Annotated in this window: 19 protein-coding genes and 1 riboswitch; all 19 genes read right to left on the reverse strand. The window is 48.2% G+C overall.

Going from position 1 to position 22,500, the window contains the following annotated elements; genetic code table 11:
• Nucleotides 1-168: 168 nt before the first annotated feature.
• Nucleotides 169-753 (reverse strand): TetR/AcrR family transcriptional regulator, encoded by a 585-nt coding sequence (locus ACR6HW_RS03010; protein ID WP_455729694.1) that lies wholly within the window; start codon nucleotides 751-753, stop codon nucleotides 169-171.
• Nucleotides 754-781: 28 nt separating this feature from the next.
• The gene (locus tag ACR6HW_RS03015; protein WP_455729695.1) at nucleotides 782-2,176 is read right to left on the reverse strand and encodes an MATE family efflux transporter; all 1,395 of its coding nucleotides are present in this window, start codon (nucleotides 2,174-2,176) and stop codon (nucleotides 782-784) included.
• Between the two features lie 116 nt (nucleotides 2,177-2,292).
• Nucleotides 2,293-3,453, reverse strand: a complete 1,161-nt coding sequence (locus tag ACR6HW_RS03020) for an ABC transporter ATP-binding protein (RefSeq protein WP_455729696.1) — start codon at nucleotides 3,451-3,453, stop codon at nucleotides 2,293-2,295.
• Complete coding sequence (locus ACR6HW_RS03025; RefSeq protein WP_455729697.1) at nucleotides 3,454-4,482, reverse strand: FecCD family ABC transporter permease; 1,029 nt, start codon at nucleotides 4,480-4,482, stop codon at nucleotides 3,454-3,456.
• 84 nt (nucleotides 4,483-4,566) lie between these two features.
• Nucleotides 4,567-5,790 (reverse strand): ABC transporter substrate-binding protein, encoded by a 1,224-nt coding sequence (locus ACR6HW_RS03030; protein WP_455729698.1) that lies wholly within the window; start codon nucleotides 5,788-5,790, stop codon nucleotides 4,567-4,569.
• A gap of 172 nt (nucleotides 5,791-5,962) precedes the next feature.
• A riboswitch (cobalamin riboswitch) is annotated at nucleotides 5,963-6,156 on the reverse strand.
• 34 nt (nucleotides 6,157-6,190) lie between these two features.
• Nucleotides 6,191-7,336 carry a diguanylate cyclase domain-containing protein gene (locus ACR6HW_RS03035; protein WP_455729699.1) on the reverse strand — a complete coding sequence of 382 codons (1,146 nt, stop codon included), beginning with the start codon at nucleotides 7,334-7,336 and terminating at the stop codon, nucleotides 6,191-6,193.
• A 239-nt stretch (nucleotides 7,337-7,575) separates the two neighbouring features.
• Nucleotides 7,576-8,700, reverse strand: a complete 1,125-nt coding sequence (locus ACR6HW_RS03040) for a nitrogenase component 1 (protein WP_455729700.1) — start codon at nucleotides 8,698-8,700, stop codon at nucleotides 7,576-7,578.
• Between the two features lie 2 nt (nucleotides 8,701-8,702).
• Nucleotides 8,703-9,908 (reverse strand): nitrogenase component 1, encoded by a 1,206-nt coding sequence (locus ACR6HW_RS03045; RefSeq protein WP_455729701.1) that lies wholly within the window; start codon nucleotides 9,906-9,908, stop codon nucleotides 8,703-8,705.
• A complete protein-coding gene (locus ACR6HW_RS03050) occupies nucleotides 9,901-10,653 on the reverse strand; it encodes a nucleotide-binding protein (protein WP_455729702.1) in 753 nt (250 codons plus the stop codon). The genes ACR6HW_RS03045 and ACR6HW_RS03050 overlap by 8 nt, the downstream gene beginning before the upstream one ends.
• Nucleotides 10,654-10,658: 5 nt before the next feature.
• Nucleotides 10,659-11,471, reverse strand: a complete 813-nt coding sequence (locus ACR6HW_RS03055) for an ABC transporter ATP-binding protein (RefSeq protein WP_455729703.1) — start codon at nucleotides 11,469-11,471, stop codon at nucleotides 10,659-10,661.
• A 12-nt stretch (nucleotides 11,472-11,483) separates the two neighbouring features.
• Complete coding sequence (locus ACR6HW_RS03060; RefSeq protein ID WP_455729704.1) at nucleotides 11,484-12,512, reverse strand: FecCD family ABC transporter permease; 1,029 nt, start codon at nucleotides 12,510-12,512, stop codon at nucleotides 11,484-11,486.
• The gene (locus tag ACR6HW_RS03065) at nucleotides 12,509-13,522 is read right to left on the reverse strand and encodes a FecCD family ABC transporter permease (protein ID WP_455729705.1); all 1,014 of its coding nucleotides are present in this window, start codon (nucleotides 13,520-13,522) and stop codon (nucleotides 12,509-12,511) included. Before ACR6HW_RS03065 ends, ACR6HW_RS03060 begins: the two co-directional genes overlap by 4 nt.
• Before the next feature lie 77 nt (nucleotides 13,523-13,599).
• Entirely contained in the window at nucleotides 13,600-14,571 is a 972-nt protein-coding gene (locus ACR6HW_RS03070) for an iron-siderophore ABC transporter substrate-binding protein (RefSeq protein ID WP_455729706.1), read from the reverse strand.
• An 83-nt stretch (nucleotides 14,572-14,654) separates the two neighbouring features.
• Nucleotides 14,655-15,497 (reverse strand): helix-turn-helix domain-containing protein, encoded by an 843-nt coding sequence (locus tag ACR6HW_RS03075; RefSeq protein WP_455729707.1) that lies wholly within the window; start codon nucleotides 15,495-15,497, stop codon nucleotides 14,655-14,657.
• 96 nt (nucleotides 15,498-15,593) lie between these two features.
• Nucleotides 15,594-16,289 (reverse strand): ECF transporter S component, encoded by a 696-nt coding sequence (locus tag ACR6HW_RS03080; protein ID WP_455729708.1) that lies wholly within the window; start codon nucleotides 16,287-16,289, stop codon nucleotides 15,594-15,596.
• Nucleotides 16,270-17,871 carry an ABC transporter ATP-binding protein gene (locus ACR6HW_RS03085; protein WP_455729709.1) on the reverse strand — a complete coding sequence of 534 codons (1,602 nt, stop codon included), beginning with the start codon at nucleotides 17,869-17,871 and terminating at the stop codon, nucleotides 16,270-16,272. The genes ACR6HW_RS03080 and ACR6HW_RS03085 overlap by 20 nt, the downstream gene beginning before the upstream one ends.
• On the reverse strand, nucleotides 17,853-18,737 hold the full coding sequence (locus ACR6HW_RS03090) for an energy-coupling factor transporter transmembrane component T (RefSeq protein ID WP_455729710.1): 885 nt from the start codon (nucleotides 18,735-18,737) through the stop codon (nucleotides 17,853-17,855). Before ACR6HW_RS03090 ends, ACR6HW_RS03085 begins: the two co-directional genes overlap by 19 nt.
• A complete protein-coding gene (locus ACR6HW_RS03095) occupies nucleotides 18,738-19,643 on the reverse strand; it encodes a DUF4430 domain-containing protein (protein WP_455729711.1) in 906 nt (301 codons plus the stop codon).
• A gap of 10 nt (nucleotides 19,644-19,653) precedes the next feature.
• The gene (locus tag ACR6HW_RS03100; RefSeq protein WP_455729712.1) at nucleotides 19,654-22,476 is read right to left on the reverse strand and encodes an S-layer homology domain-containing protein; all 2,823 of its coding nucleotides are present in this window, start codon (nucleotides 22,474-22,476) and stop codon (nucleotides 19,654-19,656) included.
• Nucleotides 22,477-22,500: the final 24 nt, after the last annotated feature.

Genomic DNA, 22,500 nt, shown 5'->3' on the forward strand with positions numbered 1-22,500 from the left:
TTATTGACCTTAATACCCGATACACCTAAGCACTAACAGGCGAAAGCGCGGTGAAGCCACGGGGACAGCCCCCTTAAAATTCAAATGTCATTTTTGGTAATTACTAGTGTTTTCGAGCACAAAAGAACCGTCCCCAAAAGAAAAATGCCACTTTAAAGTGGCATTTTTTTAGCAATTCTCTTCCAAAATATCGTGCATAACACTATAAAACATATCGTACAAATACGCCCTTTCCTTTAGAAGAATTTCTTTATCTGTAAAAAAAGTTTGTGCCATTAAGATGCCGCTGAGTAAGCGGCTGAAAAACAGCTTCTTTTGGTGGCATCCCTTTCGGTACTTCGCCGGCAACTTGTCGTAAATACATCGTATCGCCTCTTGCTCGAGCTCCAGATAAAGCGTCTCCAGCTCCGGATTGTACAACCCTTCGAGCAAAAACATCAAAAAGAGCTTTTTATGCGGGCGATCGTCTAAGACTTTTTTAAGCGCCGCTTCCGTCAACCAGTGACAATAGTCCTCTCGCGTCCCAGACGGATCAAACGTCATGTGCGCGTCGATAAAATTAAAATTGCCCCGTCTCATAATCTCCATGAGTACGGTCAGCTTATCGCTGTAATAATGATAGAAGCCGCCTTTTGATAACGTGGTGCGCTCAATAATGTCCTCCATCGTCGTATGGGCGTAGCCCTTTTCCAAAAAAACCGCCGCCGCACAGCGGTGAATCTCCTCCAGCCGTTCTTCTCTCGTCTTTCTCAAAGTGACCCCCTGCTTAATTTCAGTGACTTTAATTATAGTCCACCTCAGGGTCTAACGCAAGCGTCGGCGCCTGTGCACGCATCTTTTTAAACGCGCCGCCAACCATAATAAAACACCACAGGCTGACGACGATATCGATGAGCGTCGAGCCGATGTACACCCATTCCACGCCAAAAAGCCTAGGCAATAGAAGCATTACGGGGATATAGAAGAAAAATTGTCTGCCAATGCCGAGAAGCGCCGCAGGTTTGCCGTCGCCAATAGCGGGGAAAAATGTCATGGCCATAAAAATCACCGGTAGAATCGGCAACAAGCACATAAATATGCGCGCGTTCGTCAGAAGTGCAGGCGTCAACAACGCCGTATCAAACATTGTCGCCAATGCCCAATCAGGTCTCAACATCATCACAGACCAGAACGGTAAAGTCAGCAAAGTACTCGCACCTGCAAAGACTTTAAAAGACTTGATAACGCGCTCGTAGTCCCCTGCACCGTAGTTGATACCCACCACTGGTTGCAGTGCCCGCATCAGTCCGAAAATCGGCGTTAACAAGAACGTAAAGAGTCTAAACAACGCCCCGTAGAAAGCGAGATCCAGCGTCGTACCATAGCGCGATACCGCATTGAGCACCACAATGCCCTGAATCAACGTCATCACCGTCATAATAAAAGATGACATCCCCAGCCCTGTAATCGTCTTAACCAGAGCCCCGTTCCAATTAAAATGCCAAGGCTTTGCCTCAAAAGAAGCGCGTCCTGCTGTAAAGTATGCGAGACTGCAAATGCCGTATACCAGCATGCCGATGTTCGTCCCCCAAGCGGCCCCTTTTACGCCAAAGTCCATTACCACAATCAGCAAATAGTTTGCCGCGATGTTCACCAAAAGACCGCTGCCCATCATAACTGCAGCTGTTTTCATACGTCCTTCAGCTCTGACAATCATATTGGTGGCGAGCCCATAAATCCAGAAAAAGGCACCGATAACCGTCACTCTAAAATAAGAGGCGCCAATATCGAGAATCTCGCCCTTGCCACCCATCATTTTCACCAAAGGTTCTGTAAGCACCAAGCCCAATACCATAAAGACAACCGTAAACAGCAAACACAGTGCGTTTACACTGCCGAGCAACTGTCTTTGCGTCTCACCGTCTTTTTTCCCTATGGCAATACTCAATGCAGACCCCGCGCCGACCCCAATAAGCGACCCGATACCCAGCGTCACCTGTGTCAACGGATAGACCAGCGACACCCCTGCCAAAGCATTCTTGCCGACAAAAGAGCCTACAAAAATAGCGTCGAAAACTGTATTGAGACCGTAGAGCACCATGGCCACAACAGCAGGCCACGAGAGCCTGAACATAACGCGCCATAAATTATCCTTTAAAATAAACTGTCTTTCACTTTGATGTTTCGCTTGTTCCACTGTGACCTCCTCCTTACCGACGTTATCGTCGGTATCATGTCGAAATTAACGAGATTGATTATCAATCCCATTTGTCATAATTATAACGAAAATCAAAAGCGTTGGCAACTGTTTCTTTAAAATTGATGCGCACCTTCACGACACGATAGCACCCAGTGGTCTTTGTAGGCTTGAACGGCATCGAGTCCCGTGAGCACCACTTTGCCATTTGAAGACGCCCACTCGACTAACTCGCGATTTTTGCTGTTCATTTCGCCAATAGGAGCACCGGTGTCCACGACGTAGCGACAGTTCGCCAAATGTTTTTTAGCCGCTTCAAAAGACGTTGTCGAAATCTTTTCAAAAGCCTTCTCCACAAAAGTCTGACGCGCGAGCCGTACTGCCACCTGACAGTCCACATCGTTTTCATGTAACACCCCTGCGTAAAAAGGAATGCCCTGTTTTTGCAAAGCGCGAAAACACGGAATACCCGTTCCGTTTCCGGAAATCACAAAGACTTCAGGCGTTCCGTTTGGCGGCGCGAGTTCTAAACTGCCGAAACAGACATTGTAACTGCCTTGCGCCATCTCGTAGAGCTCTTGGATAATAGCCTCTTGAAACACAGTCTCCGGCGTTCCGTATCTGTAAATCCGCGTCCCTTTAACACAGAGCACTTTGTCTGCAATTTTTTGAGCCAAATCGATTTCGTGTAGGGACATCAACACTGTGATGCCTTCTTTATGTGCCATATCCTTTAGAATCTTAAGCAACTCCAGCTTGTGTTTCACATCTAAAAAGGACGTCGGCTCGTCTAAAACGATTACCTCAGGTGCCTGACAAATAGCACGTGCCAGTAAAATACGCTGTTTTTGACCATCGCTCAACGTATTGAAGTCCCTATGCGCCAAAGCCAATGCATCGACCTTTAAAAGCGCGGTCTCGACTTGCGCCACATCTTCGGCCTTTAAAAACCCAAGCTGTCCCGTATACGGGTAGCGCCCTGTAGACACGAGTTCCCAACAAGTCATCATCTCCAGTTTGAGCTTTTCTGTCAGCACCACCGCTTGTCGCTTTGAAAGTTCTTTTAAGGAAAGAGATTCCACGCCACACCCCTCAATGGTTACAGTGCCTTTTATCGGTGACAAATGTTTGGTCAAACTCTTGAGAATCGTCGATTTTCCCGCGCCATTAGGCCCGATAAGCGTCAAAATCTCGCCGCGTTTTAAATCGAAAGCAATGTCTTCAATTAACGCCTCGCCATCGTAGCCGACGGCTAATCCCGCTACTTCGTAAAACATCTAAACGCCTCCCCTCTGTTGCCGTTTTAACATCAGTGAAATTACCACCGGTGCCCCAAAAATCGCCGTAACTGTACTGATACTCAGCTCTGTCGGCGAAAACGCCGTCCTAGCAATGAGATCGCAAATCATCGTAAACGTCGCCCCACCTAAAAAACACACGGGGATTACCACGAGGGGCTTCGTCGTTTTCAGAAGCATTTTCACCATATGGGGCACGGCAATGCCCACAAAAGAAATAGGCCCGGCAAAGGCCGTCACCGTTGCAGACAATAGACTCGACAGCACCACTAGTACCACCCTAAACCGCTTGATGTCCACCCCCATACTCAATGCATACGCCTCGCCCAATTGATAGGCGCCGATGGGTTTCGACAGTAGGAAAACCACGGCGAAAACGGCAAACACAATGAGTGACGCCAATTTGAGCTCAGGCCATGAAGCCCCTGAAAAACTCCCCATAGACCATGTGTACAAATTGGTAATCTGATACTCGTTTGCAAAGGCCACCACAAAGTTCGTCACCGCAGAACAGATATAGCCCACCATTATCCCCGCCACCAACAACATGGCAATTTGCTTAATCTTCTTCGACATTAAAAGGACAAAGGCCGTGGCGAGCAAAGCGCCTGCAAACGCTGCAGCCACCATTAGAAAAAGACCTACTGAGCCGAAATATCGAATCCAGACAATCATCATCAGTGCCACCATCATCTTCGCACCGGAAGAGATGCCGAGCACAAATGGCCCTGCAATAGGGTTTCTGAAAAAAGTTTGCAGTAAAAAACCCGACAGCGACAGGGCGCCGCCTAAAACCGCCGCCATCAGAACCCGTGGCAGACGAATCTTCCACACGATGTTATACGACACATCGTCCATCATCGACCGTTGCATCGTCAATGTTCTCAGAATTTCAACTGGGGATAAATCGACGCTTCCCCAATTGATATTGGCAACCACAGCCAACAGCAGCAACAGCATAATACCGCCGACAACCACTGCATACCGCGTATAAGTGCCTGTTTTCATACGATCCCCCTAACTCTACGTCGCTGTTATCAACACTTGCTGTACAAAAAGTTAAAGTGCGGTGGAACACCGCACTTTTTCACCTTACTTGAGCTTAAACACGTAGTCCAGTCGGTCCGGGGTCGATTCATCAGAAGTCAGCATCGTATGCAAATCGCCAATCATGTTGCCCAATCTGTCGTTGATTTGGAAGAATTCCGGACATGTCGCCCACACGTTACCACTTTTTACAGCGGCAAAATCTTCAATGAGCGCATTTTTTTCAACGAGGTCTGCAAGCATTTCCGGCTTGCCCCCTGTGCTGTACATATACAAAATGTAATCGGCGTCTTTTGCAGCTGCATAAAACGCTTCCATTTCCATAGTTGTCGAGTTGGTTCCCGAGTTTTCCAGTGCGTCAAAAATGTACGTGCCCCCTGCGAGTTCTACCATCTTTGTTACATAATCGTCGTCGTTTCGCACATAGAGTTTCCCCTTAGAAGTGATAAAGAAGATGGCGACGGACTTATCGATTTTTTCACCTGCAGAAAGGGTCTCTACAACCTCTTTTTGAGCATCGAACAGTGCGTTTGCCACAGACATGTCGGTATCAGTCAACGCCGCATAAAACTTAACCCATTCGACTTTTCCAAGTGGATGCGATTCTTCACTGCCCCTGTCAATAAGCACCGGTATCCCGAGCTCATCGAACTTGTTGACGACCTCCGGCACACTCTCAATCATTGCCGACTGAATGGCGAGGTTGGTTCCCGCTGCTACGAGCATCTCGTAGTCCGGCTCTTTGTATTTGCCGGCGTACTGTATGGAACCAGCCGCCACGGCTTCACGAATGGCCTTTATGGACCATTTGTCCGCCTCTGTCCCGCAAAATGAAACTGCGTCAAGGCGTCCCAAAGCATTTACGAGCGACATCGCCGGCGTTGTTGCAATATAAAAGCCCTTGAGCGGTTTTTGAATAACCGCTATGTCGGCATCGAGCCCCGCCGGTGCCGTCTGCCCTTCGGGAACCAGCAAGTATCGATCTCTCCCCCCTATAGTGGCGAGGCCGTACCCCCCTTTAAAATAATCCAGTGTAAACGACTGAGCGTACTCGAGATCCAAACTTTTTTCATATTCGAGCCCGTCAACCGTCGGCGGCGCTTCCAGAATCACTTCTCCTGCTGACAGCTCCACCGCCTCGTCTTCCGGTATGTCTTTTTCTACCACCGGCCCACTGAGTTCTTCATTCTCTGCAACTTCTGTGCTACAGCCCGTTATGCCCAATAGGCAAAGAACTGTAACACCTGTCAATAGCCATTGTTTCTTCATCTTAATCTTCTCCTTTAAAATAATCTATATAAAGCGTTTGGCTCTATAGTCCCATTAAAAAGGTCGTTCCGCAAAAGGGGCGAGGTATGACAACTACCGATTGTAAACACACAAAAACCGCCAATGCCAAAAAAGCATTGACGGTTATCAACAAAGCCAATTTGTCTTACACGGAGACGACACCGTCGAAATAAGTATCCTGACTCAGCTTCATCATCTATCTTCCCCTTCCCAGTTTCCCAGTGGTGAACGCCTATTTATGCGCGAAGAAAGACTCTGCTTTACAGTGGCCGTACCGCTCATGGATTTCACATGATTCCAATATTTCGACTGACGATTCAGTTCATGCTGATTGTACGCTTTTGTTTATCTTTTGTCAACCGTTCCCCAATTATTTTTATTAAATCACTTCTGACAAAAGGCGTTCTGGCGTCTTAAGCACATACATCGATTGATCTGCCGCGGCGATGAGCTTGTCGACGTCGACAGCGCCTCCGTTATAAACCGCCGATCCGATGCTGACGCGCAACTGTACGCATCTCGCTTGGAGCTCATAAGGCGTTTCGGCCGCCTTTCGAACAGCTTGTGCCATCGCCTCTGCACCAGTCGCCCTCTTCGTCAAATCGACAAAGAGCAAAAACTCATCGCCTCCCAAACGTATGGCCAACTCGCTTTCGTTTACAAAAGCCTTTAACACCTCGGCAATCCGAACCAAAACGGCGTCGCCAAAGGCGTGTCCAAAAGTATCGTTCAGCTGCTTAAAGCCATTGATATCCAGCAAAAACACCCCTAACTGCGCGCCCCTCGCATCTGCTTCAGACAGCTTATCGCCAATTTGTTCATACAGCCGCGTCCTATTCATTAAACCCGTTAACGCATCTGTCGTCGCCATTTTTTCAATTCGCCTTTTGGCGTCGTAATTCACGACTACAATCAGGCCATAGGTCCATCCGACAATCCAAAAGATAATCATCATAAATACGATACCCATGTAGGGATGCCCCTCACGCCTCTCGAATACCCCTCTGAAAGCCAGCACCCATCGAATGACAAACCCCGCCGTTATAAACGCAAAAGAAACAATTGAGAGCGCGTAGACTTTGAGGTGTTCGCGGCCCGTCTTGAACAGCAAAGCCACAATAGACGTTGTAAATATACCGATGGCAAGGGCATCGTGCATTAAGAATCGTCGCGTTGCGTTGTCGCGATTAAAATAGGCGATACAGACAATTACAACGGTGACAACGGCAAAAAACCAACGCCGCCTGCGCCTGTTGCCCACGTCTTTGTACTGCAAAACGCCTTCCAAAATCAGCAGAGGCGATAGCAGCGATGCCACATTGTTCAAAAACACCGCGTAACTTCCCAGTACGGGCTTGAAGTACAGTATAAAAAAGCCAATGGCCCCGACAATAGCTCCCAGTGCCCACATGCCCAGGCCGCTTTGTTCCCTATTGATGCGCCATGTAATCAACATGACAACAGCGGCAATTGTCCCCACTAAAGAAATCACCACACCTAAAGTTAAATAATCCAGTTTTACCATCCGACCACCTTTTTTGAATTCAATGTCATTATCCCACCTCTTTATTAAAAACGACAGAGCGGCATTCGTCAATAGCGTCTCTCAAATTAGGACAAAGAATGACGCGACTTCGTTATAAGCGCGCTTTTCCTTGAAACACTCTCAAACGGAAATCGGCAATCTGACACCTAGAATCTTTTAACGTGCAAAACCCCCGCGGCGGGCCTATTCGTCGCGAGGGTTCTCTTTCAATCTGAGGGCTACGCCCCCACCAATTGGTCTATTAAAAAATGTGCACCGCGTATGCCTACATAGGGCGGGGTGTAGCGGTTGATGGTTTCAGAGTGCGTATCCCGAGTCAGGGGCAAAAAAGTCTTAGCGGTTATACGCCCCCTAAAGGTGTTCTCACACAACGCCATATCGTAAGTCTCACCCCGTTCAACTGCCGCAACGACACCGCCGACTTCGCCTTCGACAAATGCGCGTAACGGTTCGACAAAACTCGCTTCACCGGAAATACCCACCTTCAACTGGGATGCGTCGAAATAAGACAACCGCTTATAGAGATGGTCAGATGCCCGCTTTTCCCTGTCGATAAATGCCGTATTGACAGAGACGCCCATGGCCTCGCCAACGCATTTGAGCCACTGAAAAGTGCCTTGTATCCCGTACGGTCTGCCGTAAACATATGGGGTGCCCCACTTGGACTCCAGCCATTTCGCCGCTTTCAGCCCCTCTTCTCGAATGACCAAATTCACTGCGACATCACCGGCGCGCTTTAAATCACAAAGGTGCATTTCAGATGTCATCACACAGCGACAAGTCACGCTCAACCCTTCTGTTACCAGTCGTTTGAGTTCTTCCACGTCGGCGTAATAGTTGGCGTGGTCAATCTGAGAGCCAATGATATTAAACGTCCGCTCTTTTTTTCCGGCGCTTTCCGTCCACTTGGCGAGCTGATAGAGCGCTTCTTCAACGCCGTCTTTAAGCCTTTGCTTCATCCCGCCTTTTTCAAGGGCGGTCACCCTTAACGGCGCGTAGGTCTCCGCCATAGCTTCCGCTTCATAACCGATATCCGTCCCGGTGGTTTCCGGTATCGCCGAAGGCAATAAGAAAACGCCTTCACAGGGCTTTTCTTCAACCAGCCACTCACCGAGGGCATCCGTGAGGGCAGAAGCGTCGCCAAGGGCAATGCGCTGTTCCGTTATGTGCGTGCTACAGAGGCGCGCACGTGTCAAAGCAGCCGATTTTTCAAGCCATTTGTAGCCGTACACCATGTGCCCCATGGCGCCGTATTCCAGTATAAGTGCCCCTTCCACCGTCCCCAGTGTCCAAAGCATCCCCATGCGTCCGGATTGTGGCGGGGTGTGTTTGTTTAGTCCCATTATCATTCACCTCTTTGTTCTTTAATAACGGCCTCAAGTGCCGCGCCAAGTGCTGTCAGCCGCTCGTATCCAATTAATGTGTGTAGCCGTGCTACAGCGGCATCAGAAACCGCCGCAGCGGTTAAACCGTTGCCGATACCAATCGTCTGTGCGTAACGCTTTTTTTGAGAAACACTGTCTCGATTCGCCAAGTAACCGATGGTGGGCGATTGATTCTGTTTTCGCAGATACGCCTTGGCATAGGTGTCAAAGGCGTGCCAGTGTTCCACGTGAACAAAAGCAATATCACCACCGGCTTCCGCCAAAGCTTTCGCCAGTTGTACACCGTCCACAGCTTTAGAGGGAAGTGTAAAAGACAAACCCGTTAAATCCGGAAGCGCCTGAGAAAGCGTCGGCTCAAAACGAGGGATCCCCAGCGCCGCACTTATAGCCGTGTAAGCCGCCTCGACCTCATGTGCCAAATACGCCGTCCACAGGTGAACCACCGGGGTTCCGAACCGTTCGGACAACAGCTCGGCAAAATGCGAAAACCGACTGTCCAAAACGATTAAAACCCGTGCGTCGCCACAGCGTTGATAAGCTTCTAGAGGCGCTCCAATCGATACGCGGTGCACCTCGTGCGTCGCCGACAGGTGCGCACCCAGTTCAGTGAGCTCGCAACCTGTACCGGCTCCCAGCAGTGCCACCAATGCGTGTCCCGTATTAGATGGTGGCGACACAAGAGAGGCCAGAGCGCCGATACCGTCTCTAAACCCGCCCATATAGCCATTGGTTTTGTAGTGCGCTACGTCGATATACAGCGTACGTATCCCCAACCGAGCTTCTGCTTCTTCGCCGATTGCCGCAATATCTTCTCCAATTATTCCAGGAATACACGTGCCGATAAGTGCAATACATTGCGCCCCTTCCTGCGCCATTTCGTCCAAAGCTTCTTTTAAACCTTTGGCAAAACTGAACACCACTTCTTTATCGTCTAACGTGTAAGTATAATGCAAATCGTCAGAACTGCCATCGGCTATAAACCGACTGTAATAACAACATTCCGGCATCCCGATAACCAGTGTTGAAATCCCTTTGGTACGGTGTAAGACCGCCATACTCGTATGCATGGGACAGTGGTGACCGTTCTCCATGTAATGTGACGTAAAGTTAACCCCTTTGTTGCTGTGTACATCGGTCAATACTTTTAGTGAAGGCGCTCTATACATGGTCGCCTCCCAAAAGTTTCTGTGCAAGTTCTAAATACTGCTGTGTCATGGCACTCTTCGGGAATGCACTGACCACGGTCTTCCCCTGATGTTCCGCTTCTTGAATCATCTTATCCCTCGGCACGACGTGTATAATAGACGTCTCGATTTCATCAGCTGCCTTGGCTACCAGTTCTTCTTCATCCACAATATTTTTCTTGTTTAAAATCAAGCCTTTAAGTGAAGCGTATCCACGCTTTCCAAAAGATTTCACCGCGTGTGCAATGTTGGTCGCCGCAAAAAGCGACATCATTTCACCAGACGTGACGATGCAGACCTCATCGGCATAGCCCCCTCTAATCGGCATCGAAAAGCCGCCGCAAACGACATCCCCCAAGACGTCGTATAAGACGATATCCGGCTTGTACACCTCGTACGCATTTAAGTTGCTCAAAGTCTCAAACGCAGTAATAATACCGCGTCCAGCACAACCTACTCCCGGCAATGGCCCACCGGACTCGACACACAGTACCCCTAAATCGCCTTCTACCACGATGTCCTCCAATGTGGCATCGTCGCTTTCTCTCAATGTATCCAGTACTGTTTGAATCGACTGGCCGCCGGTGAGGTTGCGCGTTGAATCCGCCTTTGGATCGCAACCGATTTGCATGACTTTATAGCCTAATGTCGCATACGCTGCCGACAAATTACTTACCGTTGTAGATTTCCCAATGCCGCCCTTTCCATATATCGCAATTTTCTTCATGAACGCTACGCTCCTTTTTCTCTCTTTAATGTGTTTGAAGTTAAAAAATACGTCTGACAGATTTTTTTATGTGTCACGGGGTCACGAGAGATGTAGGCCTCGATGTCGTATACCGAATTTAAAACCGCTGGCGTCATGACCTCATCAGGCGTTCCTGCGGCAATGAGCGCGCCACTGCGCATGGCCACCATGTGGTGTGAAAACCGCGCCGCCAAGTTCAGATCGTGCAGCACCATGACAATTGTCGTGCCGTGGTCGCGATTGAGTTGTTCCAAGAGCAACAGCACCTCCAACTGGTACGCCATATCGAGGTACGTCGTCGGTTCGTCGAGTAAAATGACACCGGTTTGCTGCGCCAGCGCCATGGCGATCCACACGCGTTGTCTTTGACCCCCTGAGAGCTCGTCAACCGGCTGTTCTCTCAGGGCATAGAGACCCGTGGCTTCAAGAGCCCAGTGTACCACCTCGTAATCCGCCTCTGTCAACCGTTTAAAGCCTTTGTTATGAGGAAAACGCCCGTAGGCCACAAGTTCTTCCACAAGTAACCCCTCAGGCGCCAAAGGCGTCTGAGGCAAAATGGCCATGGCTTTTGCCAGCTCTGTCGTCGGCGTTTTGTGAATGTCGCGCCCTTCCAGCAACACCTGCCCGCAGGTCGGCGTCAAAATTCGCCCCACCGTTTTAAGCAAAGTCGATTTGCCGCAGCCGTTTGGTCCGATAATCGACGTAATCTTTCCCTTTTCAAGGGTTAAGTCCAGCGCATCTATAACCACATGATTGTGATAACCCACTTGTACCTTTTGAATTTGAATGGCATTCATACACGCACCTCTCTATGCTTTCTTCTGTTGTCGACGGGACTGAGAGACCATAAGGTATAGAAAATACGGCGCACCGATAATCGATACCACAATCCCCGTCGGCAGTTCCGCCGGCTGTATAAGTGTTCTACCAATCGTATCTGCTGTAAGCACCAAGAGGCCTCCGGTCAACGCGCACGCCGGTATCAACCACGTGTGCCGTGAGCCGACGAGACGTCTGGTCAGATGTGGGGCAATCAAACCGACAAAACTGATGCTGCCACTCATAGCCACCGATGACGATGCCAGTGCAATCGCCGCAAACAGCAGCTGTCTTTTCGTTTTTTCCACCGGCACACCAATCCCCTTCGCCAAGTGATCTCCCAGCACCATGGCGTCTAAAAACTTCGCCTTGTAGAAGACGTAGCCGCTTAAAATCACAATCCAAGGCAACAGGGCCACCACGAGTTGCCAGTTGGAACGCCAAATGCTACCCGCTTGCCAGAGAGCCAGAAACTCGTGCTGGCTCTCATCTAACTTTACGACAATAACGGTCATGAGCGCGTTAATGCCCGCTTGAATCGCAATGCCGTTGAGGATGAGGCGCATGGGGTTCATCCCATACTTTTTGTCTTTAGACAGCTTGTAAATCAAGACGCCTACGCCGGCGGCGCCGATAAACGACAAAATGGGTAGCGACATAATGGACGCGAAGCCCATGGTGCCTCCCAGTAAAACAAACAGCACCACCACGAGGCCGGCACCTGCGTTAACCCCTATTAAGCCGGGATCTGCAAGCGGGTTCTTCACCAGCCCCTGTAATACGAGACCTGAGAGGGAAAAGCCGATACCGACCAAAACAGCCATTACCAGACGCGGTAATCTAAATGAAAAGACAATCAAATTGTTTTCCGCACTGCCCCTGCCTAAAAAGACGTCGATGATTGCCGACATCGGTATTGGCGCATAACCGGCGTTAATACTCAGGAGTACGACAACCACAAGCGCCAATACCAGCAGTGACAGAATTGTACTATTTCGTCGTATAATTTTAGGGTTCATAAGGCACCTCTTTTCCGTCGTGCAAGATAGAGAAACACCGGTGCCCCAATTAGGGAAAGTATAGCCCCTACAGGCAGTTCCGAAGGCGGGTTAATGGTTTTGGCGCCAATGTCGCCGACCACCAGTAAAACAGCACCGGCTACCGCACTGCTAGGGATAATCCACCTGTAGTTGGGACCGACCACCAATCGACAAAAATGCGGGACAATCATTCCGACAAAAGCAATCATCCCGGCCATGGCCACCGATGTTCCCGCCAAAAGAACCACAATAAAAATACCTACCGCTTTAACTCGACCGAGTTTGACGCCGAGGCCCAACGCCACTTCGTCTCCCATGCTCACCATTGTAATCTGTCTGGAAAGCGCCATACCAACTGCGAGCGCTGCCAAAATAAGCGGTGCCGAAATCATGACTTTTCCCCAGTTCGCACCGCTGATGCTCCCCATCGTCCAAAAAGTGATGTTTTGTGAAACGCCCTTTGTGAGCGCAATCCCTTGACTCATAGCTGTGAGTAGGGCGCTGACACAAGCGCCTGATAAAACCAGTTTAATTTGTCGCGCGCCGCCCTTTACAGAACTGCTGATGCCGAAGACTATGGCGGCACCAGCACCGGCGCCTAAAAATGTCATCGCCACTACCGCACTGTAGGAAAGGTCTTTAAAAAAGCCAAACGCCAAGGCCAAGGCAAAGCTCGCACCGGCGCTCAGCCCTAAAAGTCCCGAATCCGCCAGTGGATTTCTCGTAATGCCCTGCATAATCGCGCCTGACACCGCCAGTGCCGCACCGACCAATGCCCCTATAATCGCTCTGGGAACGCGCATCTTCACCACGAGCAGATGCTTGCTGTCGGCGGCATCAAACTTAAAAAAAGCGTCTTTTATCGTATCGTACGGAATGGTGGCTGCACCAGTCATCACCGATACAACCATCGCGCCTATTAAAATCACAAAACCGGCAAAACAAAATGCCAATGCGCGCCGAGCTCGAAAGTTTCTATGTTGCTCCACAACTGTGTGTCCCCTTTCATAAGAAGGGCAGATACCCAAACGCTAGCGTTTTGAATACCTGCCTATTTATACGTACCTTACTGATTCAACTTGTCGATAATGAAATCAATGGTGTAAACTGTCGATAGCGGACTCGGTGAGTGACCGGGGCCATCTATTTTGTACACACGTCCGTTTTTAACGGCCTTAAGCGACTGCCACACCGGGTTATCCGATACTTCTTCATAGATTTTTTCATCACCTGGGAACACGTTTACAAACAAGTAATCGGGGTTCATCTCAACTAAGGCTTCCATAGACAGGCTGTCATACTTGTTTTCTGCTGCAAAGCCTTCCGGCATGTTCACGCCTAGTCCGGTTTCTTTGTCGTAGACATCCCCCCTATAAGCGTAGACAAACTTATCGACACCCATCATAGACATTAAGAGTACGGTTTCCTCATCGTGGGATTGGCGCAACGCGTCACGTGCTTCTTCGAGTTTTTTGTCGACTTCTGCTATGGCCGCTTCCGCACGGTCCTCTCTATTGAGCAGCTTGCCCACCTCTCTCAAACTCAAGCGCCAGTCCATTTTCGTCGCCGTGCTAAACACCGCTACGTCGGATAACTTTTCAAAATTATCGATATCGATGTTTTCAGGATCCCAAACTTGATGCATAATCAAATCTGGCTTTAGACCGGCCAACTTCTCTAAGTTCACCTCTTGGTTGCCAATATCTTCAATCCCTTCGAGCGCCATTCCCTGAAGCGGCGGCCAAGTCTCGATGTAGTGCGTCGCGTTAGATGCGGCTATCGGTTTAACATCGAGCATCAGCAACGCTTCCCAAAGGGGAAAATACGTCACGGCGATTCTCTCAGGGGCTTTTTCAAACGTCAGTGTTCGCTCGGCTGCATCTTGATAAGTGTAACTCGCCGCCTCCGTCTGCGGCGCTTTTTCCTCTTGTACCGACGCCGTTTCTTCCACGGGCTTTGGCGTCTCAGCTTTCTGACACCCCATTATCGATGCAAAAGAAAAAACACCTATCATCAGTGTGACTAAAATGCGTTTCATGATGTCCTCCTAATTATTTGATAACAACTCTCAATTAACGGACTCATTATAGCATAGCTGATTCAGGTGCTAAATGGCTTTTTTTATAAACCGTATGGACTTTTTTCAACTTGTTGCCTGTACACACTCGGCGCCGCACCGGTTTCCTTTTTGAAAATACGGCTAAAATACAACGGATCGTCATACCCTATTTTAAGTGCAATATCGTGGATAGACAGACTGGTTTTGAGCAACAGCTCCTTTGCGTGGTGGATTTTCATTTGCGTTATATACCGCTTCGGCCGCATACCGATGCTCTTGGTAAAAGCGTGACTGAACTTATGGGGTTCCAAATCCACGACCTCAGCGAGTTCCGTAATGGACAGGTCTTTGTCAAAATGCTCGCTGATGTAGTCGACGACAAAATCTATTTTTTCTCGATCTGTGGCAAAGCAATTTTCAAAACCGTGCTGAAACAAGCTTTCAAACAGCTTCCATAAAAGCGTTTTGTTTTTAAGCTGACTGAGCAAATCTGAACGCTTTTGGTGGCGAATCATCTGATTGCACAGCTTCAGCAAATCGGCGCGCTCCACGTCGCCAATGGTCAACGTAAAATGCTTCTTATCGACCAACAACTCTTTTTTAGTCGCGTGAACCGCCCTGTAATGGATGAGCAAATACTCCCACGCGTCGTCGCCGATAACGTATTTGTTCAGGGGCAAGCCACCGCCTGAGAACAACACCACCCCCGGCTCGAGGCGATAGCTTTCCGATTCTATTTCGTAGCGCGCCCTACCGCTAAGCGGTACAATGATGCCGTTGACATTTTCCGAGGTCTTTGTGGACCTGACATACGCGCCGGGGGTCACACGCAGTCGAAAAATGCCATCCAACTGCACATCAGAATGGTAAAATTGACGCATCAAATTGTTTTTACATACTTTCATAACTGTCCTTTCTAATGACCTTACCAGTGTTTATTATACCAAGGCTTTTCTAAAAATAAAACAGCACCGAGAGCAAAATTCTCCCGGTGCAAAGTTTTAGTTGTCGAGTAAACCGTACTTGGTTTTAACGCGATTCAGCTTTTCCAGCAGGGGGTTCGTCAAAATCAATAAAAATAAGAAGGTCGCTGAAGCATGGACCAAATCAAAAAACAACGCCGAAACATAAGACGCCAAAATCGCTTCAACAGTCACTTTTTTCGTAAACATCGAGACAGAGCCAATGTTAATAATGCCGCCGTATACAAAAAGGGTCGTCAAGAATCCAAACACAGCCAATCTCAGTGGTTTTATCGCTGTTTTTCGTCGGTAATAAAACCGGCCAGCCAAAAGACCTATCAGCCCCATACAGAACATTTGCCAGGGGGTCCAAGGTCCCTGACCAAAGAAGAAATTGGAGACGAATGCCGAAAGGGCCCCCACGAGAAAACCGCTTTCAGAGCCAAAAGCCACGCCGCTGATAATGACTATGGCCAAAATCGGCTTAAACTGCGGCAACATGTAAAAGGCTATGCGCCCTGCAACCCCCAGTGCCGCCAACACAGCAATAACGACAACTTCTCTCACTGTTGGCGCACGTCTTTCAAATGAAGCAGCGAAGTAAGCCAATGACAACAACACCATCACCATGCTCACAAAGTAGTATTTTCGATCTTGTAGAACAACAATTCCATACGCCATAACACTGAGCAATGCCACTAAAAATATAAAAGGTTTAATAGTTCGCTTTAGCAATAGCCACCGCCTCCTCTACTGTGAGAATCTCTTTTGATACACTTTCCAAAAGTCGATTGGTCACTGTGGTGTAAAAGTAATTGTTTTTAAAAAATTGGCGCGTCGGTTGCTCAGTTACCAGTTCCCCGTTAAATAAAAGGGCACATCGGTCTGTATACCGTGCACAAAACTCCACATCGTGCGAAACCATGAGTATCGTCAGGCCAGCTTCCCTCAATGACAGGAGTCGCTCACCTAATTCGCGTTTGTACGCTTCGTCGAGCCCCTTGGTGGGTTCATCGAGCAACAGGAGCTTGGGCTTTGTAAGCAGAACTTTTCCAAGTGCCAATCGCTGTGCTTCCCCACCACTTAAATCAAAAGGATGCGCTGACAAAAGCGTTTTCAAATGCATTTGTCCAACAATGGCTTCCACTTCAGATTGCTCTGTCCCCATGGCCTCTAACTCTTCGCGGACTGTTTTTTTAGTGAAGAGTGCTGTGGGATCTTGTGGCAAGGCTACAACGCCCCCACTTACGCTCTTATCAAACTTTAATCGACCGCGCGTCGGCTTATAAATACCGCTAATCACTTTTAAGAGCGTCGATTTTCCCGCACCGTTCGTCCCCAATATTGCGTTGAAAGCCCCCTCGCAGAGTGACATCGACAAGTGTGATAAGACACAAGTTGCCTCTTTATCATATTGGTAATAGACCTCTTTCAATGTCAATATCTGATTTTGGGCTATAGGGACGTCTTCCGGCAAAGCAGTATCCGTGGTAAACTGTACTGTATTTAGAAGGCGTTTGCCTTCTTTTACTGTTACCGGTTGCTGTGCATGACTGATTTCGTTGAAGAAGCGCATTGGAGAAGTCAGCGCCAAACGCATCACATGACGCATGCCATAAAGTTGCTTTCCCACCGAGGCAACGGTGTCGTCAGCTATGATACGCCCGCTCTCCATAACCACCATGCGGTCTGCTAGTGGCAACACTTCTTCCAGACGGTGTTCACTCATGACGATACTGACGCCAAGTTCTTGATTGATGCGCTTGAGCATGCTTAAAAACTCTTTTGCCGCTATTGGGTCTAGCTGCGAAAGTGGTTCGTCTAACACCAATATTTTAGGTGACAGGGTCATCACCCCCGCCAGATTCAACAACTGCTTTTGTCCACCTGACAAGGTGTGAACCGATTTGTAAAACCACTGTGTGATTCCAAAGAAGCTCGCCATTTCCGCAACACGTAACCGTATGGTATCGCTGGGATACCCCAAACACTCCATCGCAAACGCCATCTCGTGCCACACCTTGTCCGTGACAATCTGGTTATCCGGCCGCTGTGACACATAGCCAATGGCTTCCACAAGCTTTCTTTCATCCGACTTCTCTATTAGACAGCCATCAAAAAACACCTGCCCACTCCGCTTGCCATGAGGGGTTAATGCCGGCTTAAGATGTCTTAGAAGAGTCGTTTTACCACAGCCACTTTGACCACACAGCACCACCCACTCGCCGACCTCTACTGTGAGGTTCACATCGTTAAGAGCAGGAGAAAGGGCTTCCGGATAGGAAAAAGTTGTATTTTCTATTTTAATGATTTCCATTTTAACTCCTCTAATACAATCATAATTGGCGGACAAAAGGCCACCATTGCGTAAAATAGGGTACAGATGTAAAGGACACCTGACCCTTCTAGCGACTCGACAACCGGAAAGTAGTAGTAGACGAGATCACCTGTGTATACACCTGTAATAAGCGATACAATGCCCGCAGACAAAAGCACCAGTAAAAGCGTGTCTCTGCGGCTCCAATAGTAAATAGAAAAGGCCGTGCGATTGCCTATACCATAGCCTCGAGCTTTCATACTGTCTGCTGTTTCTATCTGCTGTTCAAATGCCCAAGACACCATTGTCGACAGAATACTCATAGCACTTTTAAGGCGTTTCATCAATGGCTCCTGCGCAACATCGTGCCCAATTCCTTTTTGTGCCAGTCGAACTTCTTCAAACTTCTGTGTGTACATCGGAACAAAACGTAGTGCCATGGTTAGTACCAGCGACAATGCCGGTACTGTGTTTCCAAAAATGTAAACAAACTTGTCTGATGTCATTACTACGTGATAACAACTGAACCATGTGATTACACTAAACAACATCACCGCAGATGAAACCCCATAGAGTATGCTCTCGAGTGTTAATGGGTTCCCATCGCGTAAATACGTGAGTATCGTTGCGCCCTCATGGTTAAAAAGTGGGTTGCCTACGACAATGAGTACCGCCATAGGCAACAGATACAAGAGTGAAAACTTGACCTGCTTCCCCCCCTTCAAGGCAAAAGCATAAAAACACGCCGCCAGAAGGTTGATGGCCTGAAACACGGGGTGCTTAAGTACCATACTGGCACCGATAACTGCTATAAAGAAAAGCAAAGTTACATAAGGGTGACTTTTAGAAAAAACATCATTTTTCATTTACTTCCCCCATCCGGAAGCACCAAGGTCCCGACCGAGATCACAAGTATACACCCATTCAACGACATCGCCCTCTTTTAGTTGGTATCGACTGGCACCATAATTGGGAAACCAATCGTTAACTTTGTACATCCAACCACTCAACTCTCCACAATCGAACTCATACAGATTGTTAATACCTTCAATATAGTTGCTGTTGTACATCGGCGTCATTACAAACTCCATATGAATCTTTGCGCCCTTCATTTCGCGGTGCAAAACGTCAAAGACGCTTTCACCTTCATAGAAAGCAACTTGCTTTTCGGGAAAAATCACCCCGTCTTCAGGCACCAATTCCAACTTGTTTGGTTCTAAGAGGTCTAAATTGTCCAAAATGGTCTTACAACTAACCGACAGCGTAATATATCCCTCTGTGGAAGTGTCGATTTCAGTATCTTGCCACTCTACAGGTTGAGGTTTGCCTTCAGGTATGGGGTCAGTTAGATATTCGTCTTTTTCTTCAGTAGATGTCGGAGGCGCCACAGATTCTTCAGCTGATTCTTCAGCTGGTGGTGTTTCCGGCTCGGATTCAGGTATCTCTGCTGCATCGACTTCTTCCTGTTTAACCTCTTCAGGAGTAGTCCCGGCGTTCTGATCGGGTTCGTCATGCTCATCAGATTGAGGCGGAACCGCCTTAAGCGGCGTCTCCTCCTCAGGTACTTCTCGTATTTGAGAGGTGCTTTCTTCTTCAGCTACCCTCTCAGGGGGTTTTTCTGTTTCTTGTGGTTTCTCCGATAGAGTGATTTCGGACGAAGAGACGCTCGGAAGCGGCTCAATAGACGTAGTGGGCTTTAAAGGGCCTGTCATAAAATAGGACATGGCCAAAACCGCTATAATTAAAACACCGTATATAATCTTTTTTTTCATGACTCTCCAACTATTTCATTGTACGCATATGGTATAAGGCCGGCTGTTTGTTGTAATAACGTTGGTACGCTGCCAATGCATACAGTGCCTGCTCTGTAGCCATTTGGTCTGTGTCTCCTGTTTTTACATGCTTGAACCCGCCGTTTTTCGTCTGAAATGTCAACAACGCCGCTACAGGTGAATTGCCATTTTTAACAAAGCGTTCATCTGTTAAAGCATCGATATCAAGTGTTGACAACGCGACAATTACTTGTGAAATACTCTCACTGCTCGCCTGCGTGTCCCAGTTTGATGAAAACGAACCGTCTGGATTTTGTTCACTTTCTAAAAATTTTAGAGCGCGTTCAATCGCCGCTTTTACTTTCGGTTGATCTTTATAAGCGGCCAATGAAGTCAACGCCATTGCAGTAATATCAACATCTGAAGGGGCTTCTGATGTCAAAGAAAAACCGCCACCTGCTATTTCCCTCTCTAGAATGTAGTCAACATACATTTGTCGCGTTGCCACCACAGGAACATCTGCCTCTTGGGGCAGCACATATTCTCGAGCATCTAAAGCGATAAGCGCCCATATGGGGCCATTTAGCCCCTGCTTAACAGCGGTATTGAAATCAGACAAAGGCGCCACTAAATTATACCCTTCAAAATTGCTACCATCGATATCAAGGGACGCAAGCGCTAGCAGCACACGATCGTATTCCGTGTACTTAATACGGTGCAATTGTCCATTTTTTTCATCGAGTGTTTTTTTCAGTGCCTCTAAGTACGCTGACTTAAAAGCCTGAGGTGTCCGGTACCCCGAACGCTGAAGACCGATAACCGCCCACTCGCCTCCGACGCTAGAAACGATTGGCGAAGTTACGCTATTGCCCACGTATTGAGCTGCTGCAGCTACGGCTTCAGCAACTGGTGTAGCTTTCGTTTCCAACTGTTTCTTAGGCAAATCTAGGCATCTCGACAGGACGACAAACGCCATTTCTCTTGTAGAAACGTCTTTCGGCTCAAAAGCCTCGCCATTGCCCTTTAAGACATCGTTTGCGGCCAGCGTGTATACACCTTCTCGAGCCCATGCCGCAATTTGAGCGTCATCTGCAAAAGTCGATGTCTTTTTCTCGTCTAAAGCCATTACACGATAGAGCATTGTAGCCATTTCTTGACGGCTGATTACCCGATTAGGATAAAAACGATTGCCTGTACCTTGAGAAATCCCATACGCACGAGCTGTGTTTATCACATCGTAGTACCAAGCCGTCGACAAGACATCATCGTAATGCGCATACGCGTCGTCAACAGAAGGTAGCGCCAGCATAGCGACTAAAAGTTTGGTGAACTCGGCTCTTGTAATCTCACGCTTAGGGTACAAGTAACCGTCACTCCCTTTAATCAAGCCCTTGTCAAAGACAGCTTCAACCCCCTCTATTGCCCACTTCGATAGCCTATCTACGTCTTTAAAAGCATTTTTAAGCCCTTTGGGAATTTGTTCTGTTTCGAGTACCTCTGTTTTGTTGGTGGTATTTTCAGGTTGACTCTGGGGTTTTTCTTCATCTGTTTCCCATTGACTTAAATCAACGCCTAAATCAGCCCCTAAATTTGTCGTATAACGCCATTCAATCTTGTCTCCATTGGAGACCGTGTAGAGACTACAACCGTAATTAGGGTAACTACCGTTGACGTTATACATCCATCCGCTTCCCGAACCGTGGTCAAACTCACCGTCACCGTCGATCATCTCTACGTAGACACTGTTGTATTTAGGGGTAAATGTGTGCGCGTAAGAAATGCCTTTTTCATCTAAGGCTTTTTTAAGGACATCCCATACCGTGTCACCTGAGTTTGCCGTTCGTGTTTCTGAGGCGACGACATACCCTTTCCCAATGGTTAGCTTATCAATTGACAAAGTGACTTGAACAGTATCTTGCACCGGTGGCTTCGTATCGCCACCAGAGGCGTCTTTAGGTTGATAAGTGACAAAATCTGTGAAGTGTTTAGTCTTAACGATTAAATCATTTCCCGAGCGATAGGCGTAAACATCGTGTTCTTGTCCGGCATCTTTAGGCACTTTAGTCGTCGTAGCGCCCTCAACCCATAGGACTTCTTTTGCCCCTTCACCTTTAAAGACAAGTGTAACGTGGCGATCAAAATCGGTTCTAACCACACTGCCTAAGCGAATGGCTTTGCTAAAGGTTACGCCCAAGGCATCCGCTTGATTTTGAAGGGATGGTTCTGCAACAGAAAGGGGGTCCATCAAAGCGATTCTAGACGTATTTCCTGTGATTACGGTTCCCTTTGGAACATCTAGTTCGTATGCGTCTCGTCGACAAATGAAGCGCGGCATGTCCTCTTTAAGTTGCGAGAGATCCGCGGACATAGAAACCGTTTGGGCGTTGTTTAATGTCACTTCGACGCGTTGCTTGCGCGCAGTATGGCTTTTAATAGGCAAGACACTGTCAACTTTCGGTGTCACATTCAGCGCAATGGCATCTGCGCGCTCGCTTTCAAAAGTGTCGGGATTTAGAACGACTGTTGTTTCTCCTGTCTCTAAAAGAGCTCTTTCGCTAAATCCTTCACCGCTGACGACGACATCTAACGCCCCTATATTTTGAGGCAATTGCGTTCTGAAGACATGAGTACTTCCAGTGGCTTTTTGGGCATCGACAAAATACCTTCTGCCGTCTTTTTCGACGACGACATTCACTGTTTCCCCTTCAGTCAAGTTGTCTATACTGATTTGTGCCTCGGTTGTAACCGCATCGTAGTGCACGGAAACAGCTGCAAAATTGGGCACTACAGTTAAGGCGATGATTAACAGCCATACCCATAACGATTTTTTCATAGTTTAACCTCCAGTGGCGTCGTT

The organism is Fusibacter sp. JL298sf-3, from assembly GCF_053842995.1.

Excerpts from the sequence above, each read along its gene's own strand:
- ACR6HW_RS03020 (WP_455729696.1), bottom strand. The coding sequence starts at position 3,453 with ATGTTTTACGAAGTAGCGGGATTAGCCGTCGGCTACGATGGCGAGGCG.
- ACR6HW_RS03025 (WP_455729697.1), bottom strand. The coding sequence starts at position 4,482 with ATGAAAACAGGCACTTATACGCGGTATGCAGTGGTTGTCGGCGGTATT.
- ACR6HW_RS03030 (WP_455729698.1), bottom strand. The coding sequence starts at position 5,790 with ATGAAGAAACAATGGCTATTGACAGGTGTTACAGTTCTTTGCCTATTG.
- ACR6HW_RS03035 (WP_455729699.1), bottom strand. The coding sequence starts at position 7,336 with ATGGTAAAACTGGATTATTTAACTTTAGGTGTGGTGATTTCTTTAGTG.
- ACR6HW_RS03040 (WP_455729700.1), bottom strand. The coding sequence starts at position 8,700 with ATGGGACTAAACAAACACACCCCGCCACAATCCGGACGCATGGGGATG.
- ACR6HW_RS03045 (WP_455729701.1), bottom strand. The coding sequence starts at position 9,908 with ATGTATAGAGCGCCTTCACTAAAAGTATTGACCGATGTACACAGCAAC.
- ACR6HW_RS03050 (WP_455729702.1), bottom strand. The coding sequence starts at position 10,653 with ATGAAGAAAATTGCGATATATGGAAAGGGCGGCATTGGGAAATCTACA.
- ACR6HW_RS03055 (WP_455729703.1), bottom strand. The coding sequence starts at position 11,471 with ATGAATGCCATTCAAATTCAAAAGGTACAAGTGGGTTATCACAATCAT.
- ACR6HW_RS03060 (WP_455729704.1), bottom strand. The coding sequence starts at position 12,512 with ATGAACCCTAAAATTATACGACGAAATAGTACAATTCTGTCACTGCTG.
- ACR6HW_RS03070 (WP_455729706.1), bottom strand. The coding sequence starts at position 14,571 with ATGAAACGCATTTTAGTCACACTGATGATAGGTGTTTTTTCTTTTGCA.
- ACR6HW_RS03075 (WP_455729707.1), bottom strand. The coding sequence starts at position 15,497 with ATGAAAGTATGTAAAAACAATTTGATGCGTCAATTTTACCATTCTGAT.
- ACR6HW_RS03085 (WP_455729709.1), bottom strand. The coding sequence starts at position 17,871 with ATGGAAATCATTAAAATAGAAAATACAACTTTTTCCTATCCGGAAGCC.
- ACR6HW_RS03090 (WP_455729710.1), bottom strand. The coding sequence starts at position 18,737 with ATGAAAAATGATGTTTTTTCTAAAAGTCACCCTTATGTAACTTTGCTT.
- ACR6HW_RS03095 (WP_455729711.1), bottom strand. The coding sequence starts at position 19,643 with ATGAAAAAAAAGATTATATACGGTGTTTTAATTATAGCGGTTTTGGCC.
- ACR6HW_RS03100 (WP_455729712.1), bottom strand. The coding sequence starts at position 22,476 with ATGAAAAAATCGTTATGGGTATGGCTGTTAATCATCGCCTTAACTGTA.